A 23,301-nucleotide genomic window follows, 5' to 3' on the forward strand; every position below is an offset into this window, starting at 1 on the left:
AGGCATGACCGCAGCCCCTTCGGTCCTGTTCGACGCCCCTGGCCCGAAGGCACGGCTACGCAACAACATCTTTTCGGTCCTGGTCGTCGTCGCGGTGCTCGCGGCGGGCTGGGTGCTCTACCGCGGCTTCGCCGACAAGGGGCAGTTCACCACTGAGAAGTGGAAGCCCTTCCTGGATACCGAGGTCTGGTCGACCTACCTGCTGCCCGGTGTGCGGGGCACCATCGTCGCTGCGCTGCTTTCGATCGTGTTCGCGCTGGTCATCGGCATGGTCTTCGGCATACTTCGGCTGTCGGAGCACCGGGGAGTGCGCTGGATCGCGGGCGCGATCGTCGAGTTGGCGCGCGCGATCCCGGTGCTGATCCTGATGATCTTCCTGTTCGCGGTGTTCTCCGACTACAAGGTCTTCAAGTCCGACGATCTCGCGCTTGCCGCCGTTGTCACCGCGCTGACCATCTACAACGGTTCGGTCATCGCCGAGATCGTGCGCGCGGGCATCCGGTCACTGCCGAAGGGGCAGACCGAGGCGGCCGTCGCGCTCGGCATGCGCAAGGGCCAGCTGATGCGGTTGATCCTGCTGCCGCAGGCGATCACCGCGATGCTGCCTGCGCTGATCTCGCAGATGGTCGTCGCACTGAAGGACTCGGCGCTCGGTTACCAGATCACCTACGTCGAGATCGTGCGCTCGGGCCAGCAGCTCGGCGCGGCCGAACAGAACACCATCCCGGCGCTGATGATCATCGCGGTTATCATGATCGCCCTCAACAGTGCGCTGACCCTGGTGGCGACCAAGCTGGAGCGGCGGCTGCGGGCACGCAAACGCGGCAAGGGTGGCGCGGCCGTGGTGGCCGCGGACTCCATCATCACCGACGCGGCGCCCGGCGTCGACATCGGGAAGAAGTCGTGAGTATCTGGTGCGCGCTGGATGAGGTGATCGGTTCCAGCGCACCGGCTTTCGATCCCGAGCCGACCGGGGACGCGGGCGCGACCATGCTCGGGTACCGCATGATGCCGGATCGGCCCAAGAGCGAACTCGGCCAGCCGGCGCGGCATCGGCACGGAAAAATTCTGTGCCACTGAGTATTTCGGGGCTCGGATCCGGCGAGTAAGTGATCTCGCCGGTGGCCCGGCGGGTACAGCAAACCGATCGAAAACGCCGCAGCCGCCCGAGATTCCGGTAGGGCACAGCATCGAGATTCGAAGCTCGTGCCCGGTGTGCCGACGTCGCAGCTACCCGTTTGTGATCTGAACCCGGATCATGGGCACTCAGCATCCGGGGGGAATCGCCGCCGACGGTTCAGTCGATGGGATCGATGAGTTCGTCCTCGGCGCCATGGCCGGCCAGCTCGGCTTTGACCACACGGTAAGCCATGGACTGACCGTAGCCGCGGCGGGCCAGCATGCCGACGAGGCGGCGGATCATCTTGTCGCGATCCAGGTCTCGGGGCAGGGAGCGTAGTTTGCGGCGGACCAGGTCGGCGGCGCGGGATTCCTCGTCGTCGTCGGTGATGGCGGCCAGGGCGGGCGCGACATCCGATTGCGCGACGCCCTTGCGGCGGAGTTCCAGAGCGAGCGCCTGCTTGCCTTTGCTGGCGAAGGTGTGGCGGGAGTGCACCCATTGTTCGGCGAACGCAGCGTCATCGATGAGACCCACTTCGGTGAGGCGATCGAGCGCACGATCACTCACCTCGGGTGAGTACCCCCTGGCCGTCAGGTGCTGGACGAGCTCGGCGCGGCTGCGGGCGCGGGCGGCGAGCAAGCGAAGGCACGCGTTCTTCGCCTGCTCGACCGTCCCGCCACCGGATCCGGTCGCCGGATCCGCCCCTCGGCCGTCGGACCGCTCGCGGCTGGCTGGCTGGGAGTCGGTGCGCAACATCGCGTTTCGGCGCTCATGCCGGGACCCGGCCGAACGCGCACGCTGCGGATCGGACGCGCTCGACCGGGTTTCCATGGTGTCCGGCCGAGCCGAACCACCTTCGGCCCTCCGGACTCGTTCAGGTTCCTGTCCACCGGGCCGGGAGTCGGCTGACCGGCCGGAGGTGGACAGGAGTTCGTCCAACCGGCGCCGCATCTCGTGCACCGCGTCGGACCACGACCCCTCGGGCGCGGCCCGACGCGGTCCGGGCGAACGCCGGCCGCCCATCGGCTCAGAAATCGGCGGGCACCTCAGCCGCGGCCTGCTCCGCGGTCACGTCGGCGCCGATGCCGAGCTTCTCCTTGATCTTCTTCTCGACCTCGTCGCGCACGTCGATGTTCTCCAGCAAGAACTTGCGGGCGTTCTCCTTGCCCTGGCCGAGCTGGTCGCCCTCGTAGGTGTACCAGGAGCCGGACTTGCGAATGAAGCCCTGTTCGACACCCATATCGATGAGCGACCCCTCCTTGGAGATGCCGTGCCCGTAGAGGATGTCGAACTCGGCCTGCTTGAACGGCGGCGAGACCTTGTTCTTCACGACCTTCACGCGGGTGCGGTTGCCGACCGCGTCGCTGCCGTCCTTGAGCGTCTCGATGCGACGCACGTCCAGGCGCACCGACGCGTAGAACTTCAGCGCCTTACCACCCGTGGTGGTTTCCGGCGAGCCGAACATCACGCCGATCTTCTCGCGCAGCTGGTTGATGAAGATCGCGGTGGTGCCGGAGTTGTTCAGCGCACTGGTCATCTTGCGCAGCGCCTGGCTCATCAGGCGGGCCTGCAGACCGACGTGGCTGTCGCCCATCTCGCCCTCGATCTCGGCGCGCGGCACCAGCGCGGCCACCGAGTCGATGACGATGATGTCGATGGCGCCGGAGCGAACCAGCATGTCGGCGATCTCCAGAGCCTGCTCACCGGTGTCGGGCTGGGAGACAAGCAGCGCGTCGGTGTCGACGCCGAGCTTGCGGGCGTAATCCGGATCGAGCGCGTGCTCGGCGTCGATGAACGCCGCCACACCGCCCGCGGCCTGCGCGTTGGCCACCGCGTGCAACGCGACAGTAGTCTTACCCGAGGCTTCCGGACCGTAGATCTCGACGATGCGGCCGCGCGGCAGGCCACCGATGCCCAGCGCTACGTCCAGCGCGATGGAGCCGGTGGGGATCACCGAAATGGGCTGGCGGGCTTCCTCGCCGAGGCGCATGACCGCGCCCTTGCCGAAGCTCTTCTCCACCTGGGCCAGTGCGAGCTCGAGCGCCTTGTCGCGGTCGTACGCCTGTGGTGCCATGGTCCTGATCCCCTTTTCGACGGGTAGGTCTCGTTCTGTGGTTGGCGCCTACAGTAGAGGGCGGCACCGACAAGTTCTGCCGTCAAGATTAGACGAACAGGTGTTCGAGTCAAGCGACGCGCCCGGCAATGCGCGAACGGACTTCGCCGTTCTCGGCAAACTTCGCGCGATCACCGAACCAGCGCGATCCGATCGCTGTCCAGCAGCGTCTGCGCCTGTTTGAGCACGCGCAGCGAGGGCGTCACCTCGAGGCCGGTGATCCCGTCCAGCGCACCGAGCCGCTCGGTGACATACCGGTAGAGGTGGGCGGTGTCGCGGCAGATGATCGACGCCATCAGATTGGACGGACCCGTGGTGGCGGCGACGAACACGATCTCGGGATGCGTCGTCATCGCCCGCCCCACCGCGTCCAGATCGGAGGGGCGCACCCGCAGCCACAGCGCCCCGCGCACGCCGTAGCCCATCCGCTCGATCGCGAAGTCGAGGTCGAAGTACAGCACGCCCGCCGCCACCAACTCGGCCATGCGCCGCGCGACTCGCGGTGCCGTCCACCCGGTTTCGGCCGCGAGCTGGGCATATGGCGCGCGCCCGTCCCGCCCGAGTAACGCGAGCATCGCCTCGTCCGCCGCGGACAGGTCCACCAGCACGTCCGGTCCCGCGCTCGCGGGGCGAGACCGGTGGGGCCCCAACTCCTCGAGCTGTTCGGCGGTGAACAGGTGCCGGTAGCGCGGCCACTCCTCGTCGGGCGGGAACCGGTGCATCACCTCGTGCGCGGTCAGCTCGAGCACCTGCGGAGCACGCGGCAGGGTGTGCAGCAGCAGCGCATCCCGCCTTTCGACCGAGCGCGGCCTGCTGACGCAGGTCACCTCGGAACCGGTGGACAGCAATGTGACCCAGCTCAGATCCGGGAACCTGGCCAGCGACTCGGCCAGGCGCAATGCCTTGTCCGGCGTCGACTTCAGCCGCAGCACCCATCTCGCGTGCCCGAGCGGCACCGCGTTCACCTGTCCCGAAACGTGCAGGATCCCGCGCTGCCGCAGTGAGCGATAGCGCCGCGCCACCGTCTGCTCGGAGGTCTCGAGAATGCCGCCCAGCTTGGCGAACGGAATCCGGGCATCGTGCACCAGCGCGTGCACGATCTGTTTGTCCAGCACATCCATTACAGAGGATTCCATCGGGCTGTCGTCAGGCATAGGAGGAATCTAACGCCAATGCCGCTACAGCTAGGGGGATACGTTCGATTACCGCACGCTTGGCGTCGATATCGTTCGAATCCGCCATGGAGGCTCTCGTGAGAAAATGGCTCCCCCTGTTCGCCGCGTGTCTCGGCACGCTCATGCTGCTCATCGACGTCACCATCGTGAACGTTGCGCTGCCCGATATCGCCATCGATCTGAATGCCGGGCTGTCCGGGTTGCAGTGGGTCGTGGACGGCTATGCCCTCGCGCTGGCCGCGCTGTTGCTTGTGCTCGGATCACTGGCCGACCGGGTCGGCGCGAAGCGCGCCTACCTGGCCGGACTCACCGTTTTCGCGGTCGCGTCGCTGGGCTGCGGTGCCGCCGAGTCCGCGGCGAATCTCATTGCGGCGCGGGCGCTGCAGGGCGTCGGCGGCGCGGCCATGTTCGCCACCACGCTCTCGCTGCTGCACGCGACCTACACCGGTCGCGACCGCGGCATCGCCTTCGGCACCTGGGGCGCGGTGTCCGGCGCGGCGGCGGGTATCGGGGTGGTGCTGGGCGGCGTGCTCACCGAGGCGCTGTCATGGCGGTGGATCTTCTTCGTCAACTTGCCGATCGCGGTGCTGGCCATCGCGTTGACCGCCACCGTGTTCCCGCCGTCGGAACGCAGGGCGGACCGGTCGGTGGATGTGCCGGGCATGCTGGCCTTCGCCACCGCGGCGACGGCGGTCACCTACGGCGTCATCCGCGGCGGCGAGCACGGCTGGACCGACACTGCCGCGCTGACCGCACTCGCGCTCGGCGCCGTCGCGACGCTGGCCTTCGGTCTCGTCGAATCCCGCGGCGCCGCGCCGATGTTTCCGCTCGCGCTGCTGCGCAACCGCGACTTCGGCGCGACCCTGTTCGGCGCTTTCGGGCAGACTTTCGCCGCATTCGCGAGCACACCCCTGATCTCGCTGTGGCTGCAGCAACAGTTGCACATGTCGCCGCTGCACGCGGGACTGGCGATGCTGCCGATGGCCGCGACCGCGTTCCTGGTGGCCGGTGCGTTCGGACGACTGCTGCACGACACCGCGCCGAAGTGGACCATCGGCGCGGGGCTGGTCGTGGTCGGGCTCGGCACCGGACTGCTCACCCTGACCGGCACCGGGTCCTCCTGGGTCGCACTGGTTCCCGGATTCGTGGTGATCGGTGTCGGGATCGGCGTGAACGCGCCCGCCTTGGTGTCGGTCGGCATGGCGGCCGTGCCGCCACGGCAGGGCGGCACCGCCGCGGGCGCGGTGAACACCGCGCGGCAGCTGGGGCTTGCCCTCGGCGTCGCGGTGCTCGGCACCGTGTTCCGTGGCGTGGCCACCGCCGGCCAGCCGATGACGTTGCCGCACTTCGTCGACGGGCTCGACGCGGCGTTCGGCGTCGCGGCGACGGTGGGCGTCGTGTTCGGACTGATCGCGTTCGGACTGTTCCATTGGCAGCGGGCGGATGTCGAACCGGCCGGAGCCGAGCCGGAAGCCGTCGCCGCCTGACTGTCTCGCGAAGTGGTGACCTCCCGTCGAGGAGGTCACCATTTCGCATGGACGACGCGGGAACCGGTGACCACACCTCAACAGTTTTGGGCATCGGACGTCCGAGAACAACGGCGTCACAGGCTCCCCACGGAGTTCCCAGACGCGCTGTCAGAACAATTCGTCGAGCAGCCGGTAGTACGCGAGGCGGAGGGGGTCCGGCTCGATCGAGCCGTAGGCCGCGAAGAAGGCCGTCACCGCCGGCTCGCCGAAGTCCTCGCGCAGATCGCGCACGGCAATCGCCAGATCCCGGTACCGATCGGCCACGCCGAGCCCGGCGACATCGAGGAGGATCTCGCCCTCCAGCACATTGGCCGGGGTGAAATCACCGTGCGCCACCACCAGATCCTCGTGGTCCGGACGTTCGGTCAGCAGCCGCGCCAGCAGGTCCGCCGGGCTCGAGCCCTGGTTGTCCTCGTCGAAATCGTCGGCATCGACGAGACCTTCGATCACTTGGCGGCGCGCCTGCGCCAAGACGACGTCCAGGCGGCCGTCGAATGGGCACTCATCGATCGGAATGCCGTGCAGCCGCCGCAGGATCGAGCCCATGACGGTGCCGATCGAGGCAGGCTCTTCGGAGCTGTCCCTCGCGGCCAGGCTCGGCGCACCCGCGTCGGCGACGACCAGCACGTCGTCCTCGAATGCCGCCACCTCCGGCAGGCGAATCCCGCGGTCCCGCAACCAGTTCAGGCGTTCGTGCTCGGCGACCGCCTTCGGACCGCGCTTCAGCCAGTAGGCGCCGTCGACGAGCACGACACCACCGCTCATGCCCTCATGATCGTCCGACCAGGTGGGCGCCTCGCCGAGGAGCGCGATGACCGTGGGCGGCAACGGTATCGGCAGCTCACCGAGCGTGTCCAAGGCGGCGCGGGTGGATTCGATCTCCTCGGGGTCGCCTTCTGCGGCGCGCAGTTGCATCGCCTCCGCCAGCAGTGTATGCGCTTCGCGCAGCTGGTTCCGCTCGGCCAACGCCTTACCCAGGTGCTGGACGGCGAAGGAGAGCACCTCCGGCGCGGACGCACGCGCGTGCTCGACGGCGCGGCGATAGAGCCTCTCGGCCGTGACAGCGGCGCCTCGATACCGGTAGACGTCGCCCAGATTGATCCACACGGTGATTCGACGCTGCTCGGTGTCCACCAGCTCCAGCGCACGATCGAGGTGGTCGAGCGCCTCGTCGTAGCGGCCGAGGAGCATCAGTTCGATGCCGGTTTGCCGGAAACCCGCGAAGTCGACGGGATGGGCGTCCACCACCCGGGCGGCCAAGCGCTCCGGATCAAGCGGGATCATCCGACGCCGCTCGTCGAACCGGTAGAGCGGCCCGCCCTGATCGACCTGCCCGGTGGCGCTCACCAGTGCGCCCGCGGCACATCGAACTCCGCGCACAGCGCGCGCCACACGTCGCGCGGATCCACCCCGGCCTCGATGGCGGCGGCTCCGGTGCGTCCCCCGAGCGCGGGGACCACGTGATCGGTCAGCAGGGCGTCACCCCGCGCCACACCGAACTCGGTGTGCAACAGTTCCTGGAACTCGGTCAACCGCACCGTGCCCAAGATACTCCCGGCGAGGGGCACACCATGGAGAGGGCTTCTCGGGCGTTTCGCCGCGGCCATATGCCATTCGTCAGGTTTGGACGGGGTGGAGGGTGTGGTGGCAGAGGGCGACGGGGTCCTCGAGAGCGGTCGCGGTGGCGGCCGCTTCGGCGGCCGCGGCGGAGTAACGCGGGTCGGTCAGGATCTCCTGGACCGCGGCGCGGAGGGCATCGGGTGACAGCGGGCGGACGAGGATCGAACTTCCTTGGCGGGCAGCGCGATTGGCGAGTTCCCACTGGTCGCCGCCGCCGGGAACGGTGACGATCGGGACGCCCGCGGAAAGGGATTTGGCGAGCAGACCGTGGCCGCCGCCTCCGACGACCACGGAGGCGTGGGTGAGCAACTCGTCCTGGCGGCCGAGACCCGCGCCGACCCACGGAGGCAGGTCGGCGGGCGGAGTGTCCAGCATCGAGATCGCCACCCGGACACCGGTTCCGTCGAGGGCCGCCAGCACGGTCTCGACCATGCCCGCGACGCCGGTGTGGGCGGTCGAGGGGGCGACCATCACCAGCGGCCCGTCGCCGGCCGGAAGGTCGAGGATCGTGTCGGTCGGCTCCCACAGCAGCGGACCGATGACGTGCGCGGATTCCGGCCAATCGGGGCGCGGTACCTCGAGGGCGGGCAGAGTGGCGATCAGGCGAGCGGCGGGGCCGGGGTCGGCGGCGGGGAGACCGACGCTCTCGCGTGCCTGCTCGCGCTGGAGTCGCCCGTGACGGATCGCGCGCGAGGTCATGGTCCGCAGCACACCGTCGCGCACACGCCCGCTCAGGCCCGCGCCGGGAGCGAGCCCGCTTCCGATGGGCGGCAACGCCTTCGACGGCAGATACAGCGGATGTGGTGACAGCTCCACCCATGGCACACCGAGCCGTTCCGCGGCCATCCCGCCGCCGGCGGTCAGCACATCGGAGACCACCAGCTCGGGCAGCATGGCGCTCAGGTCGGGCAGAATCTCGGTGGAGATGTGCGCGGCCCGCTCGTGGATGCGCTGCCCCGCGTCGGCGTCGTCGTCCATCGGTCGCGGCGCCAGACCCTTGAGTCTGCGCACGCCGATCCCGGCCCCGAGTGCCGCGTCGAACCAGCGCGGGCCGGTGAACAGGACCGGCTCGTCACCGGCCGCCAAGAACCGCAAGCACAACGCGATAGCAGGAAAAGCATGCCCGGGATCGGGCCCCGCGACGACGGCTACTCGCATTCGCCTAGCCTGCCACACCGGCCCGCGGTCGGATCGCACCCACGTCACACGTGGTCACCTGCTTGTCGCGACTCCGGATCGCCGAGACGCGCAGGATTCCGGCGCTACCGCCGGTCGGGGTCCGACAGCCAGGTGTAACCATCCGCACCGTCCGCGCTTCGACGTCTCCCGCGGGATCAGCCGCCGAAGTAGAAAAGTTCGACGCCGATGGCGCGCTCGGCGGGGAAACCGTCCTTGGGTCCGGTCGCCATGTCGACCACCGCACGCACCTGGTCGGCGATCGGCTCCGGGCTGAGGACCTCCAGGTAGCGACGATGCGCGGCGAGCGAGGCGGCGGCCTGGTCGATGGTGTCCGTGACGTCAACGGCATGCGTGGCGGTGGGACCGACGACGGCCGCCCACCGAGCCGACCATGGCTTCTGGTCGGCGAGCTCGGGGAAGATCCATTCGTTGCCCGCGTCCGCGATGGCGTCCAGGGCAGCACGGCCGACGGCCCGGTGATCGGCGCTGTTGGCATAGCCCGGCGCCCAGGTGTCACCGAAGTGGAACAACACCACCATCTCCGGCTGGTGTCGACGGATCGCGGCGGCCAGATCGCGGCGCAGTTCCAGGCTCTCCCGCACCCGACCGTCCGGGTAGCCGAGGAACTCCACCTCCCGCACGCCGACCAGCTCGGCCGCCGCGATCTCCTCGGCCTCGCGCAGCGGACCCGATTCGACAGGCGCCAGCCCGGCGATCCCCGCCTCCCCGCTGGTCACCAGCACATAGCGAATGTCCTTGCCCTGCCCGGTCCAGCGCGCGACCGCCGCGGCGGCACCGTATTCGATATCGTCGGGATGCGCGACGATCACCAGGCCGCGCTGCCAGTCTTCAGGAACATGCTGCACGAGAACCCATTCAAGCACTGCCGACACAGCGACGGGCCGCGCGGCGTCCGGATCGGACGGCGCACGGCCCGTGACGGCGTGGTCGCGCTACAGCTTGCTCACCGTGGAGTTGCCCGAGCCCGATACCGCCTTGTACAACAGGTACAACCCGAACACGATCGCGCTGATCACCAGGATCGGGAACAGCCCCTTGATCAGCGCACCGATCACGACCAGCGCGATCCAGACGACCGCGACGATACCGATGATCTTCCACAACATGTCGTGCCTCCCAGAAGTCTGTGTTTCCTCTTCGAGCATGACACCTGGACGAATACGAATCAGCAGGCGAGACGGGATATCCGGGTGAAGATCAGGGTTCACCCTGACACGGCGGGCGCGCGACAGCCGTTCAGAACCTCGTAGAGTCACCAGACCACTCGAACCGGCAGGAGTCACATGAACCTGACCACAGTCCTCACCCTCGCCGTCGGACTGCTCTTTCTCCTCACCGGCGCGGTGAAGCTCGTCGGCCTGCGACAATCGCTCGAGATCCGCGATCATCTGCGCATCTCCCCTGCTCTGTGGCGCCTGACAGGCGCGCTGGAGATGGCAGGAGCCCTTGGCGCGGGCATCGGTATCTACTTCCGACCGTTGGGGACGGCCGCGATCGTCGGCCTGGCTGCCCTGATGGTAGGAGCGATCGTGGCCCGGCTCCGTGTTCGCGACACCATCTCGGCGGTGACCATGGACGTGGTCGTCTTCGCCTTCGTCGCGGCGACGTTGGCCCTCACCGCTATTGCCTGAGTCTTCTCGTGGGGAGTCGAACCGCTGGTGGAGTGCTCATAGGCTGTCGAGCGGGATCGTGACGTCCAGTGACGTCCCGCTTCCGACGGGGCTTGTCAACAGCATGCGGCCGCCGAGGGCCTCGACCCGGTCTTTGAGCCCGATCAGACCTGACCCTTTGCCGAGGTCAGCGCCCCCGATTCCGTCATCGCGGATCGACAGATAGAGGTTGTCGTCCTTGGACTGTGCGCACACGGTCGCCTGGCTCGCGCGGGCATGTTTGGCGGTGTTGGTCAGCGTCTCGGCCACGATGTAATAGGCGCCGACTTCGACCGAGTCAGGCAAGCGACGGTCGATAGCGAGGTCAAGGGTGACGGGGACGGTGCAGCGGCGGGCCACTGTCTTCAGCGCGGGACCGAGCCCACCCTTGGACAGGATCGCGGGATGAATCCCGCGTGAGGTCTCCTGCAGATCCGCTGAGACTCCCGTCAAACCCGAAACGACGCCCTCCAGATGGCTTTTGAGGTCATCCAGGTGGGGCGGCACCGACGCCTCTGCCAGCCGCGCCTGCAACCCGAGCGAGACCAGCCGCTGCTGGACGCCGTCGTGCAGGTCGCGTTCCAGATGGCGGCGGGCGTCGTCTGCCGCCGCGACGACGCGGGCGCGTGAGGCGATGAGTTCGGCGCGCGTTGCGGCGTTGGCGATCGCGGTCGCGACGAGATCGGCGAAGTCGGCGATGCGCGCCTCGCTGTCCGGCGGCATCGGCTCAGGGCGCCGTGAGCCGACGATAGCCGCACCCCATACGCGGCCGTCGACAACAATCGGGACTCCGACGATCGAGCCAATGCCCTCGGCACGGATGCGTTCGGCTTCCGGCCCGGTGGTGTTTTCGTGGTTGTCGATCCTGGCGGCGCGGCCGGTGCGTAACACGATCGCGCCGACGTCGTCGCCCGCCAACGAAATGTGCTCGCCGGTGACGGGTAGCTGCGTTATTTCCGGCTCGTACTGTACAGCGACCACATACCCTGTGCCGTCGGCCTCATAGCGGAGCAAACCCGCGTTCGCCACATCCAGGCCGCGCGCCAATTCGGCGGTCACCGCAGCGAAGACCTCCGAGGGACTCGCTCCACGCGCGACCAGGGTCGCCACCCGCCGCAACGCGGCCTGCAGTTCAGCGAGCACACCGAGCCGGTCGCGGCTTGCCTCGACCATGCGCTGCGCCTGATGCAATTCGTCCTGCTCGCGTCTGCGATCGGTGACATCGCGGCCCACCGCGTAAGACCGGCCCTGATGAAGCACGACGCTCCAGTCGATCCACCGGTGCGAGCCGTCGCCGCAGATGACCCGGTTCTCCAAACGCACCGCCGCATTGCTGTCGGGAAGTTTCTGTAGCGCCGCAAGCACGCGATCCCGATCCTCGGGAACGACCAAATCGAGGTACGGCCGCGCCTGCAATTCCTTGCTCGAATACCCGAGTATGCGCTCGAAGGCGGGATTAACCCGGATCACGTAGTCCGGGCCGGTGATGGCCAATAGGTCCGATGAGAGGTTGAAGAATCGTTCTCCCTCTCGCGCCAGGCCGGCAAGGGTACTGGCCCCCAACGCGACGACCAGGAAAACGGCGATGTACAGCAAGATCCGGGGATCGAACGGCTGGACCGGAGTTTCCGGCCAGTTACGGAGGTAGGCGAAGGCGATAGCACTGGCCACCGATATCGTCGCCGCCAGCCCGAACCTCCACATCGTGGAGACCACCAAGACGCCGAGCAGGTAGAGCACGCCGAAGCCGGTCTCGCCGGTAATTTCGTTGAGCAAAAATACGACAAGGGTCTCGGCCACGATGAACGACACCCCCACCGCGATTCCCAGCACAACGGACGGGGTGGCAGGGCGAATCAAAAGCCACAGCAAACGGGCCAACATCGTTTGTGGACTCAGCCCTCGATCGGAGGTCCGGCCCGCGAAAACGCCGCCCGGCAGCCATGCCGAGCCAGGTTGCCGTGACCGCTTCTGTATCACCTGGAAAGTCACATCGATTTTCGGCGGGCGTCAACGAGATGAGCAAGCTAAGCATAACCACCCGGGACGGGCATAGTTCCTTGCATCGTCGGTGACCGCGCTCGACCCGCTGATGGATCCGCCGCCCAACACCAGCGCCGCGAACCGCCCGCGTGCTAGGCACGGCCTAGTGCGTGAACACCACCGATATGTGCCTCCGCCAGGAAATCGGTGAGCGTGACAGACAACCGCGCGCTGACTTCGATCAGCGCGGCCAGCAGCGCTTGCACCGGTTCCGGCCCGGTCGCTTGGAGCGCTACCGGCGTCGGCCGCAACCCCTCGATCTGTAGCCGGCACAGATACTCCCGATCGGCGTCCGTCGACGGAAACCGCTGAGGCTCACCCACGATCACAAGTACCGACCGACCGTCCAGCCGAATCTCCCTGGTGGCCAGCACTTTTCCGATCTCGCCAGTCGTCGCGAATGCTGATGGCAGATCCGGGACAATGGCATCGGTCGACGGTGCGGGCTCTGGGTCGGTCATTATCGTGCCTCTCGGTTGATGGATCGAACGGTTATCGGACCGCTGTCTGCGGCGACGTCGAGGTTCAGCGCGACGAGCACGGTTCCTGCCGGAGCGCCCCGAGGAGGTGGGCCGTGATCGGTGGAGTGCTGGATCATTCGAGCCAGGGATTTATTTCGATGACTTCGACGAACAACAGTGGCGGCGCGCTGTCGCGGACCAACTCGGTGGCTTCGGCTACCAGACGGCTCTCTGGAACGGCGACGCCTGCGATGTGTTCGGTCATCAGAATTCTCCAGTGAACTGGGCGCGGATACCGGTTTCGATTCGGTCGCCGAGTTCCTTGCCGAGATTGCGCCAGTGCTCAAAGGCGCGTTGCAGGACCGGTCTCGGTGACTGCGTTGCAGAGGTGGCCGAATTTCTTGGGATCGAACCGTGTCGCGACTCCTCGCATTGCGCTATGGACTTCAGAATCGCGCTGTCGGCCGCGGAAGTCGTCAGTGCTGGCGGCCGTTGCCCCCGCCCGCCAGCCCCCGACCGCGGCTACCTGCTAGCTGCAAGTCGACCCGGACCGCGCCGCCATGCATGGATCGGCCCGGACGCCCAGGTGCAGCGGATATGCTCGAATCGGATCAGCCAGGAGGTGGACTGGATGGAGCCGACCACGGCCGGATCGGACGGTGCCCGAGCAGCCGGTCCGGGCGACTCCGCGGCCGGCTTGCGGGTGATTCTGGTCGAGGACGATGTCCTGCTGCGCGAGGGTTTGGCGAGCCTGCTCGAGCGCTCGGGATTCGAGGTCGCCGCCCAGGCCGGCGACGCGGTGCAACTGCTGAAGCTGGTCCGGGACCGGGCACCGCAGCTCGTAGTGGTCGATATTCGGATGCCTCCGACCCACACCACCGAGGGACTCGACGCCGCGCGCGCGATCCGCGAGGCATTTCCCGAGACGGGCATCCTGGTCCTGTCCGCGCATGCCGATGTCGAGCATGCGATGGAACTGCTGGCCAGCGGTCGCGGGATCGGCTACCTGCTCAAGAGCCGGATCACCGACGTGGAGGATTTCGTCGACACCCTGCACCGCATCGCCAAAGGCGCGTCGGTCGTGGACCCAGCGCTGGTCACCGAGTTGGTCTCCGCGCGCCGGCGCAACGATCCACTCGCTGCGCTCAGCGCGCGGGAGTGCGAGGTATTGGCGTTGATGGCCGAAGGCCGGTCCAACGCCGGGATCGGTCGTCGGCTGTGGGTCACCGAAGGCACTGTCGAGAAACATGTCCGCAGCATTCTGACCAAGCTGAATCTGCCCGAAACCGACGACGACCACCGCCGCGTCCTCGCGGTCGTCAGGTTCCTCGAGTCACGCTGAGCCGACCCGCGTTGTCGCCTCGGAGCAGATCGTCGATGGCCGCGGACGACAGCGCGGATTTGGACAAGAAACCCACCGCCGGGCTCTCCGCGATCAGCTCGGCGAAGTCCTGCTCGGAGTGGGTGGAAATCAGGATGACCGGCACGGTGAGGCGCTCGGCGACTGCGAAGCCGCTCTCGGCACCGAGATTGACATCGACCAGGGCGACATCGGGCCGCAGCTGCGCTACCCGCCGCAGCGCCTCGGCACCGGTCGCCGCCACCCCCACAACAGTCACCCCCTGCTGCTCGAGCAGACCACGAGCGGCAGCGAAGAAATTCGGGCTGTCATCGATGATGAGGCAGCGTAACGGCGTAACCCGTGTCATCACGTCAGCTTGCCCGGACACACCGCGGGTCCGCATTGCTGCTAACGGGAAACCACTGCGGCGTTGCAGCTGGCGAGTAACCCGGAATTACCGCTGGCCGGAAGAAGCGATGCCCGCCAGCGGTGGCGACAGGCACTCCGCGCCGCGCGAGAGTGATCGACATGCGGATGACAACCTTGCCGGCCAGCGGACTCCGTGTCTCCCGAATTGCCTTCGGCACATGGCAACTCGGCGGCGGCCGCGGCCACTCGACGACGATGCGGCGACCACCGCGATCCGCCACACCCGCTAGCTCGTTGTCAACTTCTTCGACACCGCGCAGGGATACGGTTTCGGCGCGGCCGAACGGCTCCTCGGCAGGGCACTCCGCCACAAACTCGCCACCGCCCGTGACGAACTCGTGATCGCTACCAAGGGCGGCCTTCGCCACACCGACTCCGGTCTGGTCCGCGACGCAGGCCCGGACTGGCTACGGCGACTGGTGTCGTTATCCCTGCGCCCGACGACCCCGCCCTTCTGGCTCGGATTCACAGTCGCCGCAACATTCATCGCCGTGCAATCAGTGCTCGTCGTTTGGCTCAAACAGTTCTCCCCGGGGGATGCGTTCGGTGTGGTCTACCTGCTCGGCGTCCTGGTGGTCTCCACGATATGGGGACTCGGGATGGCGGTGGCGACGTCACTGGCCAGCGCGATCGCCTTCGACTACTTCCGCAACTGGCCGACGCCCTTCGTCCCCGGTGCCGACGACCTGGCGGCCATCGCCGTGTTCCTGGTCGTCGCATTGCTGGCCAATACGCTCGCGGATTTGGCCCGAACCCATGCCATCGAGGCGGATCGACGACGAGCCGAAGCCGATCAGGTCGCCGACCAGCAAGCCGCGTTGCGCCGCGTCGCCACACTCGTCGCGCGCGGAGCAACCTCGTCGGAAGTGTTCTCGGCAGTCACTGAGGAATCGACCCGCTGCCTCGGTGTCTCGAGCGCGACGCTGTTCCGCTACGACCCCGACGGCTCAGGCACGATAGTCGCACGCCGCGATGAACCCGGCCTGCAAAAACCGCCGGTCGGCGAGCGCCTCACCCTCGACGGCGAGAACATCTCGGCCATGGTGCTGCGCACAGGTAGCCCCGCCCGCCTCGACAGCCACGACCATGCTTCGGGCTCCGCCGCCGCACGCATCCGCGAGTTCGGTCTGCGCGCGGGCGTCGGCGCGTCGATCGTCGTCGACGGCCGCCTCTGGGGAGTCATCGTCGCCGGGACGTCGCGACGCGAGCCACTGCCTGCCGACATCAAGGCGCGCCTGGCCGAGTTCGCGGACCTGGTCGCGACCGCGATCGCGAAGGCAGAAGCGCACGCGCAACTCACCGCCTCCCGCGCCCGGATCGTCGCCGCCACCGACGAGGCACGGCGCCGCCTGGAACGCGACCTGCACGACGGGGCGCAACAGCGCCTCGTCTCGCTGGGTCTCATGCTCCGCACGGCCGAGGCCATGGTGCCATCCGGATCGACCGCGCTGCGCGCGCGGCTCTCGGACGTCGTGCAAGGTCTGGTCGACGTCTCGGAGGACCTACGCGAGATCTCCCGAGGAATTCATCCGGCGATCCTGTCGAAAGGTGGACTCGGCCCGGCGCTCAAGGCGCTGGCGCGGCGCTCGGCTGTCCCGGTCCGGCTCGACGCGGCGTTGCACGAGCGCTTGCCGGAGTCCGCCGAGATAGCCGCATATTACGTTGCGGCAGAAGCGTTGACGAACGCCACCAAGCACGCACAGGCATCCGGGGTCGAGATCGATGTGCGAACCGAAGGCCCATATCTTCAACTCTCGATCCGAGACGACGGAATCGGCGGCGCCGATCCCGCCGGCGGGTCCGGGCTCATCGGACTGACCGACCGCGTCGAAGCCCTCGGCGGCCGGCTGGACATCACCAGCCACCCAGGACACGGAACTACCCTGCTCGTGCGTATCCCGATCGCCACCACGTCAGCGACAATTTCCTGACGCCCACAGCGCTGGGGGATCCGACACCGACCTCGGTATCGCGACGACGTCGTGGACACCCGATCAACCCGCCGACATTGCGAGTTCCGGCACGGCCGCCACATCACGCCCGCGAAAACGTCCGGACACGCGGCAGGCGGGACGAGGAACCTATCCGCCTGGCAGGAGCTTTGTGGGGACGCTCGGACGGGCCGGCCGTCGAGGTGGTCGAGGACTGCGTCGTCGGTCTTCCCACCGGCCTGTTGTTGCGTGGGCATCGGGCGCCGAACCCCGCGATGCGCCGGCGCCTGGAAACGGCCGTACGCGCCATCCTCTCCCTGGACCCACCACCACAGCGAAAACGACAGAGCGACAACGTACGGCGCCGAGGCGCACGCCAGCGGGCTGATCGACCGCACCGCACCGGAAGGTGCCGTGCTCGACACCGCCATCGAACTCATCAGGCCGATCGCAGGGAAAGACCCGAGCACCCTCGGCGCCATCAAATCCACCATGTTCGCCAGCGCGGACTCCCCCACGTGCGGGTGCGGACGGGTGGGTGCGGCGGGATCGGCGGCACCTCGGGAGTTGCGGCCGTGCCGCATCGCGAGCACTACGGCCGCCGCACCGCGGCAAGTGCTCGGTGGTGCCGGCGGCGGAGCACGACGATCGGCCTCGGCGACGGCGACAGTTGGCCACTTGCCGCTCATGCGACTACGGCTTGTCGGATTGCCTTGGCGGAGTTGAGGAGTCAGCCGCTTCGGTGCGACCCCCGGGTTATCCTTCCCCAGGGAAGATACGGCACGCGCAGGGGGCGGCACCGGGCGACTTCACAGCCGGTGCCACCCCGTGCGGGCGGCGGATCACCGCCGACGACAGTCGGGATCATCGACCCCTTCGGTGTCGATGAGCTCCTCGCGCACGGCGCCGGAGACGATGCGGCTGTCCTCGACCTCGTCGACATCGAGGCAGACCCGCTCGACCCGCCGCGATTCGTTGTTCACCATCATCTGGTCGTGGTGCAGGGTGACCTCGGCTCCTTGCTCGCCGATGTCGTAAGGACGGATGGTGTACGGGTCGGTGATCGGCTCGCGGTCGACCTGTACCTCTTCGCGACTGGTGGGCACCTCGACCGTCTGTTCCTCGGTCTCGATGTACCTGCGCACCCGCGCCCTGCCCGCGATCTCCTGCTCGGTACCGAGGTCGAGCCGCTCCTCCGGGCGCACCATCCCGTTGCCGGGACGTTGCCGACCCTGGGCCGGGCTCGCGGCCCGCCGCGGCTGCATCTCGAAGGTGTTCCACCCGGACCGATTCGGGTCGATGTCGTAGTGGTCGAACAGTTCCAGCTCGGCCTCAGGACTGATCATCCCGTTCTGGGCCAGATTCGGCGCGGTCTTCACAACGTCCTTCTTCACCTGCACCTGCAGCGCGCCCGCGTCCCACTGGTGCTGGGCACCGGCCAGCGGCACCAGCGCATCGTCTCTGAACAGTCCGGTGGATACCGCGACCCAGGTAGGTGATCCGGAATCGTTGTCGATATAGACCCGCTTGACCTTGCCGATCTTGTCGCCGCCCGGGTCGTACACAGCGCTGCCGATGAGCGCGTCCAGCATGTCAGTCATGGTTCCTCCGCGGTTCGTTCGATGCGGTGCGCAGGCCGAGGGAACGCGGGCTGTACACCGCGTCTGCTGAGAGTGGTTCAGTCGCTTGTCGATCGCTCGGTCACGTCGAGCCCAGCAGTGCTGCGCCGCGCTCTGCGCGCCTGCCGCACCGGGTCCTCGTCGAGGTCACACGTCAGGTATCGACTGATGTCCAGCCGCTGCGTGTCCTGGTCGAGCTGAGATATTCGGTGGGAAACATCAAACATCACGTTGCTCCTGCCCAGTAGTGAATGTTCCCGGCCCGCTGCGGGTCGGGCGGTCAGCAACATGGTGGCAACTACCCGGCTATCGACCCCTCAAACAAGAATCCCGGTGGCGATTCGATCAATTCGGCGAGGATTCGATCGTCGTGCGCTCATCGGCGACGCCATAGCAATCGGTCCGGTTCGTGGCTCGCCGCCCTGGGGTGAAATGTCAACAGGGTTGACATCCGGATAAGGCCGCCACATCGTTCGACGAAGCTACTCGCGTGCCTCCCGGCTCAGCGATTTGCGGGCGCGCGGTCGGGTTCGCAGTCGGCGCTCTTGATCAGGATCAGCTCCGAGGGTCGGCTGGTGAACCGGAAGTTCTTGCCGCGGTAGTCGACTTCGCCGTCGGTCGCCAGCGAGACCGGCGCTTCGGCCACCCGCACGTCGAGCCGGACGACCCGGTGGTGCACATAAGTGGGCGAGTGTTCCAGCATGCCGGTGACGGTGGCAGCGATCAGGCGCAGCCGCGAGAACGGGAGATCGGCGCGCAGATAGCGGACGTCGAGGGTGCCCCCGCGCAGCTCCGGGCGCGACATCGGAATCTGATCGGCAGGCTCGTACCTGCCGTTCCCGATGAACAGCATCCACAGCGCAGTGCGAGTGTCGCCGATGGTGACATGCACCGGCTGGGCGCGGAACAGCACACGCACCATCGCGATTCCCGCGGCGGGCCATTTGCCGATGCGGCGCTCCCAGCGTTCCCGGATGCGAACGAAATCGGGGTAGCCGCCGAGGCTGGCGGTGTTCACGAAGACACGCTTATCGGCGTCGTCGACACGCACCTCGGCCACGTCGACACGGACCGCTTCGCCCGCCTCCAGCGCGGCGCGGGTCCGATCGGACTCGTCCACTCCGGCGTCCCTGGCGAAATGGTTCAGCGTGCCGCCCGCGAAAACGGCAAGCGGCAACCGATGGCGCACCGCGCACTCCGCGACTGTGGAAACCGTGCCGTCGCCTCCGACCACGCCGAGCGCGACGATGTGATCGTGGCGCAGCCACTCGTCGACCCGTGCCTCGAAATCGTCGGCGCCGTCGAGTTCGAGCACCTCCGCCTCAGGGGACCGGTCGCGCAGCAACGCGAGCGTGTCGTCGCCGTCGCCCGCTCCAGACTGTGGGTTGCCGATCAGCAGCAATCCGGCGCCGGCGTGGATCGGCTGGATCCGCTCGGCCGGTCCGAGCGCGGCGGGTTCGTCGTCGCGTACCGCCCACCACTGCCTGGTGACCAACGCGACCGCGCCACCGAACAGCGCCCCCGCGACCACGTCGGAGGGCCAGTGCACGCCGATGTGCACCCTGGAATAGCCGACAGCGACCGCGACCGGCGCTACCAACGCACCCGCCGCGGGCGACTCCAGCGCCAGCCCCGTCGCGAACGCGGCCGCCGAGGCCGAATGCCCCGACGGAAACGACGACGACACCGGCGGAACGACCAGCCTGCGCACGAACGGCACGGACTCGTCGGGCGGGCGCCGACGCGGGAACAGCGGTTTGGCGATTCCGTTGGCCACACCGCTGGCGATGCCCAACGCGAGGAGACCGCGGACGGCGCCGCGCCGCGTCGAGCGGTCCCCCGCTACGAACAGGGCCGCGCCGAGCACGACCCACAGGCGGTTCTTGTCGGCCACCGTGCTCAATCCTTTGAGCAGGCGGTCCCCCGGGGTCGGGCGGACGCGCGCGCTGCGGGAGACCAACCAGCGATCCAAGCTGCCTGCCGCACCGGCGACGCGCCTGCTGCTCGATCCGCGAGTCGAAAGTTGCCGCATCGCCGAAGCCTACCGACCGACAAGGCACCGTGTCGGTCGCCCGTCAATTCCTTTGCCAGCACGCGCGATTGCGTGTTTCGGCCGAAAGGGCCCACCCACAGTCCGCACCATATCCCTATTCAGTGCACGGATGTACTCTGATCTCGAGCGCACACTACCGTTGAACGTCAACCAGGAAGAGATGATCGATGTATGCAGACACCTCATTCAGCACACAGTCATGCACTGAAACTCAGGTGAGGGTCGGGACCTGATGGAACACACGAACGAGCTGGCACAGGAACTCGCGGCCGCGGCACGGCGACATGGTTCGGCGATCGCGGGGATCGTCGGCTCTGCCGCACGCAAGGCGTCGTGGGAGGTGCTCGACCTCATGGCCGAAGGCCGCGAACTGGTGGGTGCGGCCCTGCGCGCCCGAGCCGAGGAACAACAGCACCGAGACGGGTGACGCTGAGCCGGACGATCACATCGGTGGCCGCGGCGACGCGGGCACCGATTGATCGGCAACCTCGGTGAGCGCCTGCGCCCACCCGTCGAGGCGGTCGGACGCATGCCGTAGATCCGCGACGATGGTGTCGAAATTGTGCCGCAGCAGGGTTTTTTCGGGAACCGCGAGGATTCGGCCCGCCGCGGCAACCACCTGTTCGTACTCCGCCACCCCGGCGTCGAGCCTGCCGAGGGTGAACCGCAAATTCTCCGTGAGCGCCACCGCCGCAGGAGAATTCGAGCGCCCCATCGTGCCGAGCGCCTGCTCCATCGCGGTGATGTCGGCAGCGAGGGCGTGCAACGCCGCGGATCCCGAGGCAGCGGTTTCGAGCAGATCGGCCAGCTCGTCCTCGGGCAGTCGACTCGAGCGACGGATCTGTGCGCCCAGCCCATGCAATGCCTTCTCCGCGCGCACCAGTCGCCCGATCGGCGCGCGGGCGCTCGACCACAGCGGCGGCTGTTTGCGTGGAAGGAACGCCGCCTGCGGCAGAGGAGCACCACGCAGACGCAGATAGCGGCGGGTACTCAGAGCCGCGCCGGTGACCAACGCGACCGCTCCGCCACCGACCATGACCACGGCCCACACCGGCGCCGAGATGACCACGAGGCCAACGGTTCCCGCGGTAGTGAGCCCGGAAACGGTGCCGAGCTGGAAGCTGCGGCGGCGGACCCTGCGGCGACGACGCAGCTCCCGCTCCCGGGGATCAGCCCAGCGCCGCACCGCGACAAGTGCGTTCCCGCCGACCTCGCGAATGTTGTCCGGCAGGCTACCCGGCTGCGGCGCCAGGGCGGCCTGCGCCCGGATGATCGCGGACCCGCGGACCCGACGCGCTTCGGGCCGCTGCTCGCGAAACTCACTGCCGCTCATGCCTTTTCTCCCACCGGGTGCGCGGATCGGACGGACGTGCGCCCGATCCGGCCGACGGCCGGCCGGTATCCACGCATTGCCGTTCAGTGAACCAGCCCCCACCGACCATATCCTTGCCGAGCGCCCGACCGCTGCCTACTGCTGCGCGGTCTGGCCCTTGTTCATCTGCGGCTGCGCCGCATTGGACTGGGTCTGCGCCGGATTGATGGCGGGCTGGGCGGCGCCACCGGCGGGCAGCTGATCACCGCGCATGGAGGCGCGGATCTGCTCCAGCTTGCTGTGTCCGGCCATCTGGACGCTGGCCTGCTGAACCTCGAGCATTCGGCCCTGCACCGAGTTCTGCGCGAGTTCGGCGGCGCCGAGAGCGTTGGCGTAGCGGCGCTCGATCTTCTCGCGCACCGCATCCAGGCTCGGGGTGCTGCCAGGCGCCGACAGCGTGGAATCCATCCGCTGCAGTGACGCGGAGACCTGCTCCTGCATCTTGGCCTGCTCCAGCTGGCTGAGCAGCTTGGTGCGCTCGGCGACCTTCTGCTGCAGCAGCATCGCGTTCTGCTCCACGGCTTTCTTGGCCTGGGCAGCCGCCTGCAGCGACTGGTCGTGCAGGACCTTCAGGTCCTCGACGGACTGCTCGGCGGTGACCAGCTGCGCGGCGAACGCCTCAGCGGCGTTGGTGTACTGGATCGCCTTCTCGGTGTCGCCCGCCGCGGCGGCCTGATCGGCCAGCAGAACGGCTTGGCGCGCGTTGGCATTGAGCTTCTCGACCTCGTCCAGCTGCCGGTTCAGCTTCATCTCCAGCTGACGCTGGTTGCCGATCACCGACGCGGCCTGCTGCGAAAGAGCCTGGTGCTGCCGCTGGGCTTCCTCGATAGCCTGCTGAATCTGAACCTTCGGATCCGCGTGCTCCTCGATCTTGGCATCGAAGAGGGCCATCATGTATTTCCAGGCCTTGACGAACGGATTAGCCATCGATTGATCCCGCCTCCATCTGACATGCCGCGCTCCGGCGCGACTCCAGTGCGCGACCGTCACGCACTCGATATCTGCCTATCCTCCACCATGTGGCACCTGGGCCGGGCGAACCCGGCCCAATCGACACCTATGGAGAATCTATCCGCTTTCGGCGTCGGTCCGCAGTGTTGCGGCGGCGACCACGTCTCGTTCTGCGTCACACACCCTTCACCAAAACCAGCATGTCCGACTTCGGCGCGGGGATCACGATCCTGGTGTCCTCGGCGAGCGGCAGCGGGCGGGCGCGGGCCACCGACATGGTGGCGGTCGCGGGAGCCAGCGCCGGCTCGGCGGGCGCGGCGGCCTCCGAGTTTGCGCCGACCTCGACAGCGGTCTGCTCCCGCTCCGCGGGAGCGGCGGCGGCCGCGGCGTCCGCCGGAGTGCCGGTGGGCAGTCCCGCGGCGTCGGCCATGACCGTGCTCACGTCCCACAGCACCCGCGACAGCGGCACGTCCAGCGCCTCGCAGATGGCGGCGAGCAATTCACTGGAGGCTTCCTTGCGGCCGCGCTCGACCTCGGACAGGTATCCCAGGCTCACGCGCGCCGAGGTGGACACCTCGCGCAGGGTGCGGTTCTGGGCGAGACGCGCACGCCGCAGACTGTCTCCGATCGCCTCTCGCAGCAGCGTCATCTCGTTCTCCTTCGCTCCCGGTCGCCGGGCCGACGAGCTACGTCG

25 protein-coding genes and 1 pseudogene are annotated in these 23,301 nt (G+C 67.9%); 8 read left to right on the forward strand and 18 right to left on the reverse strand.

Translation table 11 applies throughout. The annotated features are described in order from the left end of the window. Positions 1-4 precede the first annotated feature (4 nt). Entirely contained in the window at positions 5-907 is a 903-nt protein-coding gene (locus OHB12_RS13580) for an amino acid ABC transporter permease (RefSeq protein ID WP_327119511.1), read from the forward strand. Next, positions 904-1,080 (forward strand): hypothetical protein, encoded by a 177-nt coding sequence (locus OHB12_RS13585; protein ID WP_327119513.1) that lies wholly within the window; start codon positions 904-906, stop codon positions 1,078-1,080. The genes OHB12_RS13580 and OHB12_RS13585 overlap by 4 nt, the downstream gene beginning before the upstream one ends. 217 nt (positions 1,081-1,297) lie before the next feature. On the opposite strand, the gene recX is transcribed toward OHB12_RS13585, so the two are convergent. The 3 genes from recX to OHB12_RS13600 form a co-directional block, all read right to left on the reverse strand. Further along, positions 1,298-1,876 (reverse strand): recombination regulator RecX, encoded by a 579-nt coding sequence (recX, locus tag OHB12_RS13590; protein ID WP_442800090.1) that lies wholly within the window; start codon positions 1,874-1,876, stop codon positions 1,298-1,300. Positions 1,877-2,147: 271 nt separating this feature from the next. Further along, positions 2,148-3,194: a recombinase RecA gene (gene recA / locus OHB12_RS13595; RefSeq protein ID WP_327119517.1), complete on the reverse strand. Its 1,047-nt coding sequence runs from the start codon at positions 3,192-3,194 to the stop codon at positions 2,148-2,150. A gap of 170 nt (positions 3,195-3,364) precedes the next feature. Further along, a complete protein-coding gene (locus tag OHB12_RS13600; RefSeq protein ID WP_327119519.1) occupies positions 3,365-4,387 on the reverse strand; it encodes an Lrp/AsnC family transcriptional regulator in 1,023 nt (340 codons plus the stop codon). Between the two features lie 98 nt (positions 4,388-4,485). Here OHB12_RS13600 and OHB12_RS13605 point away from each other — a divergent pair, with 98 nt between their 5' ends. Beyond that, positions 4,486-5,895, forward strand: a complete 1,410-nt coding sequence (locus OHB12_RS13605) for an MFS transporter (protein ID WP_327119521.1) — start codon at positions 4,486-4,488, stop codon at positions 5,893-5,895. Positions 5,896-6,045: 150 nt separating this feature from the next. On the opposite strand, the gene OHB12_RS13610 is transcribed toward OHB12_RS13605, so the two are convergent. The 5 genes from OHB12_RS13610 to OHB12_RS13630 all read right to left on the reverse strand — a co-directional run bounded on the left by OHB12_RS13610 (position 6,046) and on the right by OHB12_RS13630 (position 9,863). Next, entirely contained in the window at positions 6,046-7,284 is a 1,239-nt protein-coding gene (locus OHB12_RS13610) for a phosphotransferase (protein WP_327119523.1), read from the reverse strand. Then, the gene (locus OHB12_RS13615) at positions 7,281-7,475 is read right to left on the reverse strand and encodes a DUF3046 domain-containing protein (protein WP_327119525.1); all 195 of its coding nucleotides are present in this window, start codon (positions 7,473-7,475) and stop codon (positions 7,281-7,283) included. The genes OHB12_RS13610 and OHB12_RS13615 overlap by 4 nt, the downstream gene beginning before the upstream one ends. Positions 7,476-7,554: 79 nt before the next feature. Continuing rightward, on the reverse strand, positions 7,555-8,715 hold the full coding sequence (locus OHB12_RS13620; RefSeq protein ID WP_327119526.1) for a glycosyltransferase: 1,161 nt from the start codon (positions 8,713-8,715) through the stop codon (positions 7,555-7,557). Between the two features lie 176 nt (positions 8,716-8,891). Next, on the reverse strand, positions 8,892-9,602 hold the full coding sequence (locus OHB12_RS13625) for a PIG-L deacetylase family protein (RefSeq protein WP_327119527.1): 711 nt from the start codon (positions 9,600-9,602) through the stop codon (positions 8,892-8,894). 87 nt (positions 9,603-9,689) lie between these two features. Then, on the reverse strand, positions 9,690-9,863 hold the full coding sequence (locus tag OHB12_RS13630; protein WP_327119529.1) for a hypothetical protein: 174 nt from the start codon (positions 9,861-9,863) through the stop codon (positions 9,690-9,692). Positions 9,864-10,040: 177 nt separating this feature from the next. Between OHB12_RS13630 and OHB12_RS13635 the strand changes: the two genes are divergently transcribed. Further along, positions 10,041-10,388 (forward strand): DoxX family protein, encoded by a 348-nt coding sequence (locus OHB12_RS13635; protein ID WP_327119531.1) that lies wholly within the window; start codon positions 10,041-10,043, stop codon positions 10,386-10,388. Positions 10,389-10,424: 36 nt separating this feature from the next. Here OHB12_RS13635 and OHB12_RS13640 read toward each other — a convergent pair whose 3' ends face one another. The 3 genes from OHB12_RS13640 to OHB12_RS13650 all read right to left on the reverse strand — a co-directional run bounded on the left by OHB12_RS13640 (position 10,425) and on the right by OHB12_RS13650 (position 13,175). Next, positions 10,425-12,278, reverse strand: a complete 1,854-nt coding sequence (locus OHB12_RS13640; RefSeq protein ID WP_327119533.1) for a PAS domain-containing protein — start codon at positions 12,276-12,278, stop codon at positions 10,425-10,427. 263 nt (positions 12,279-12,541) lie between these two features. Beyond that, positions 12,542-12,910, reverse strand: a complete 369-nt coding sequence (locus OHB12_RS13645) for a DUF6968 family protein (RefSeq protein WP_327119535.1) — start codon at positions 12,908-12,910, stop codon at positions 12,542-12,544. A gap of 133 nt (positions 12,911-13,043) precedes the next feature. Further along, positions 13,044-13,175, reverse strand: a complete 132-nt coding sequence (locus OHB12_RS13650) for a hypothetical protein (RefSeq protein ID WP_327119537.1) — start codon at positions 13,173-13,175, stop codon at positions 13,044-13,046. A gap of 366 nt (positions 13,176-13,541) precedes the next feature. On the opposite strand from OHB12_RS13650, the gene OHB12_RS13655 reads away from it, so the two are divergent. Continuing rightward, a complete protein-coding gene (locus OHB12_RS13655) occupies positions 13,542-14,252 on the forward strand; it encodes a response regulator transcription factor (protein ID WP_327119539.1) in 711 nt (236 codons plus the stop codon). Here OHB12_RS13655 and OHB12_RS13660 read toward each other — a convergent pair. Next, positions 14,230-14,619: a response regulator gene (locus OHB12_RS13660; protein WP_327119541.1), complete on the reverse strand. Its 390-nt coding sequence runs from the start codon at positions 14,617-14,619 to the stop codon at positions 14,230-14,232. The genes OHB12_RS13655 and OHB12_RS13660 overlap by 23 nt on opposite strands. A 400-nt stretch (positions 14,620-15,019) precedes the next feature. On the opposite strand from OHB12_RS13660, the gene OHB12_RS13665 reads away from it, so the two are divergent. Both OHB12_RS13665 and OHB12_RS13670 read left to right on the forward strand, forming a co-directional pair. Next, positions 15,020-16,612, forward strand: a complete 1,593-nt coding sequence (locus tag OHB12_RS13665) for a GAF domain-containing sensor histidine kinase (RefSeq protein WP_327119543.1) — start codon at positions 15,020-15,022, stop codon at positions 16,610-16,612. 152 nt (positions 16,613-16,764) lie between these two features. Further along, positions 16,765-16,944: pseudogene (locus OHB12_RS13670) on the forward strand (TetR/AcrR family transcriptional regulator); the annotation flags it as partial. 510 nt (positions 16,945-17,454) lie between these two features. Here the strand turns inward: OHB12_RS13670 and OHB12_RS13680 are convergent. The 3 genes from OHB12_RS13680 to OHB12_RS13690 form a co-directional block, all read right to left on the reverse strand. Then, a complete protein-coding gene (locus OHB12_RS13680; protein ID WP_327119545.1) occupies positions 17,455-18,213 on the reverse strand; it encodes a PRC and DUF2382 domain-containing protein in 759 nt (252 codons plus the stop codon). Positions 18,214-18,290: 77 nt separating this feature from the next. Beyond that, a complete protein-coding gene (locus OHB12_RS13685; protein ID WP_327119547.1) occupies positions 18,291-18,458 on the reverse strand; it encodes a hypothetical protein in 168 nt (55 codons plus the stop codon). A gap of 275 nt (positions 18,459-18,733) precedes the next feature. Further along, entirely contained in the window at positions 18,734-20,263 is a 1,530-nt protein-coding gene (locus OHB12_RS13690; RefSeq protein ID WP_327119549.1) for a bifunctional phosphatase PAP2/diacylglycerol kinase family protein, read from the reverse strand. A 253-nt stretch (positions 20,264-20,516) separates the two neighbouring features. Between OHB12_RS13690 and OHB12_RS13695 the strand changes: the two genes are divergently transcribed. Further along, entirely contained in the window at positions 20,517-20,711 is a 195-nt protein-coding gene (locus tag OHB12_RS13695) for a hypothetical protein (RefSeq protein ID WP_327119551.1), read from the forward strand. Between the two features lie 15 nt (positions 20,712-20,726). Here OHB12_RS13695 and pspM read toward each other — a convergent pair whose 3' ends face one another. The 3 genes from pspM to OHB12_RS13710 all read right to left on the reverse strand — a co-directional run bounded on the left by pspM (position 20,727) and on the right by OHB12_RS13710 (position 23,256). After that, positions 20,727-21,617, reverse strand: a complete 891-nt coding sequence (pspM, locus tag OHB12_RS13700) for a phage shock envelope stress response protein PspM (protein WP_327119553.1) — start codon at positions 21,615-21,617, stop codon at positions 20,727-20,729. 135 nt (positions 21,618-21,752) lie between these two features. Continuing rightward, entirely contained in the window at positions 21,753-22,583 is an 831-nt protein-coding gene (locus tag OHB12_RS13705) for a PspA/IM30 family protein (RefSeq protein WP_327119555.1), read from the reverse strand. A 199-nt stretch (positions 22,584-22,782) separates the two neighbouring features. Further along, positions 22,783-23,256 carry a helix-turn-helix domain-containing protein gene (locus tag OHB12_RS13710; protein WP_327119557.1) on the reverse strand — a complete coding sequence of 158 codons (474 nt, stop codon included), beginning with the start codon at positions 23,254-23,256 and terminating at the stop codon, positions 22,783-22,785. Between the last annotated feature and the right edge of the window lie 45 nt (positions 23,257-23,301).

It is taken from the genome of Nocardia sp. NBC_01730, from assembly GCF_035920445.1.
Taxonomy (GTDB): domain Bacteria; phylum Actinomycetota; class Actinomycetes; order Mycobacteriales; family Mycobacteriaceae; genus Nocardia.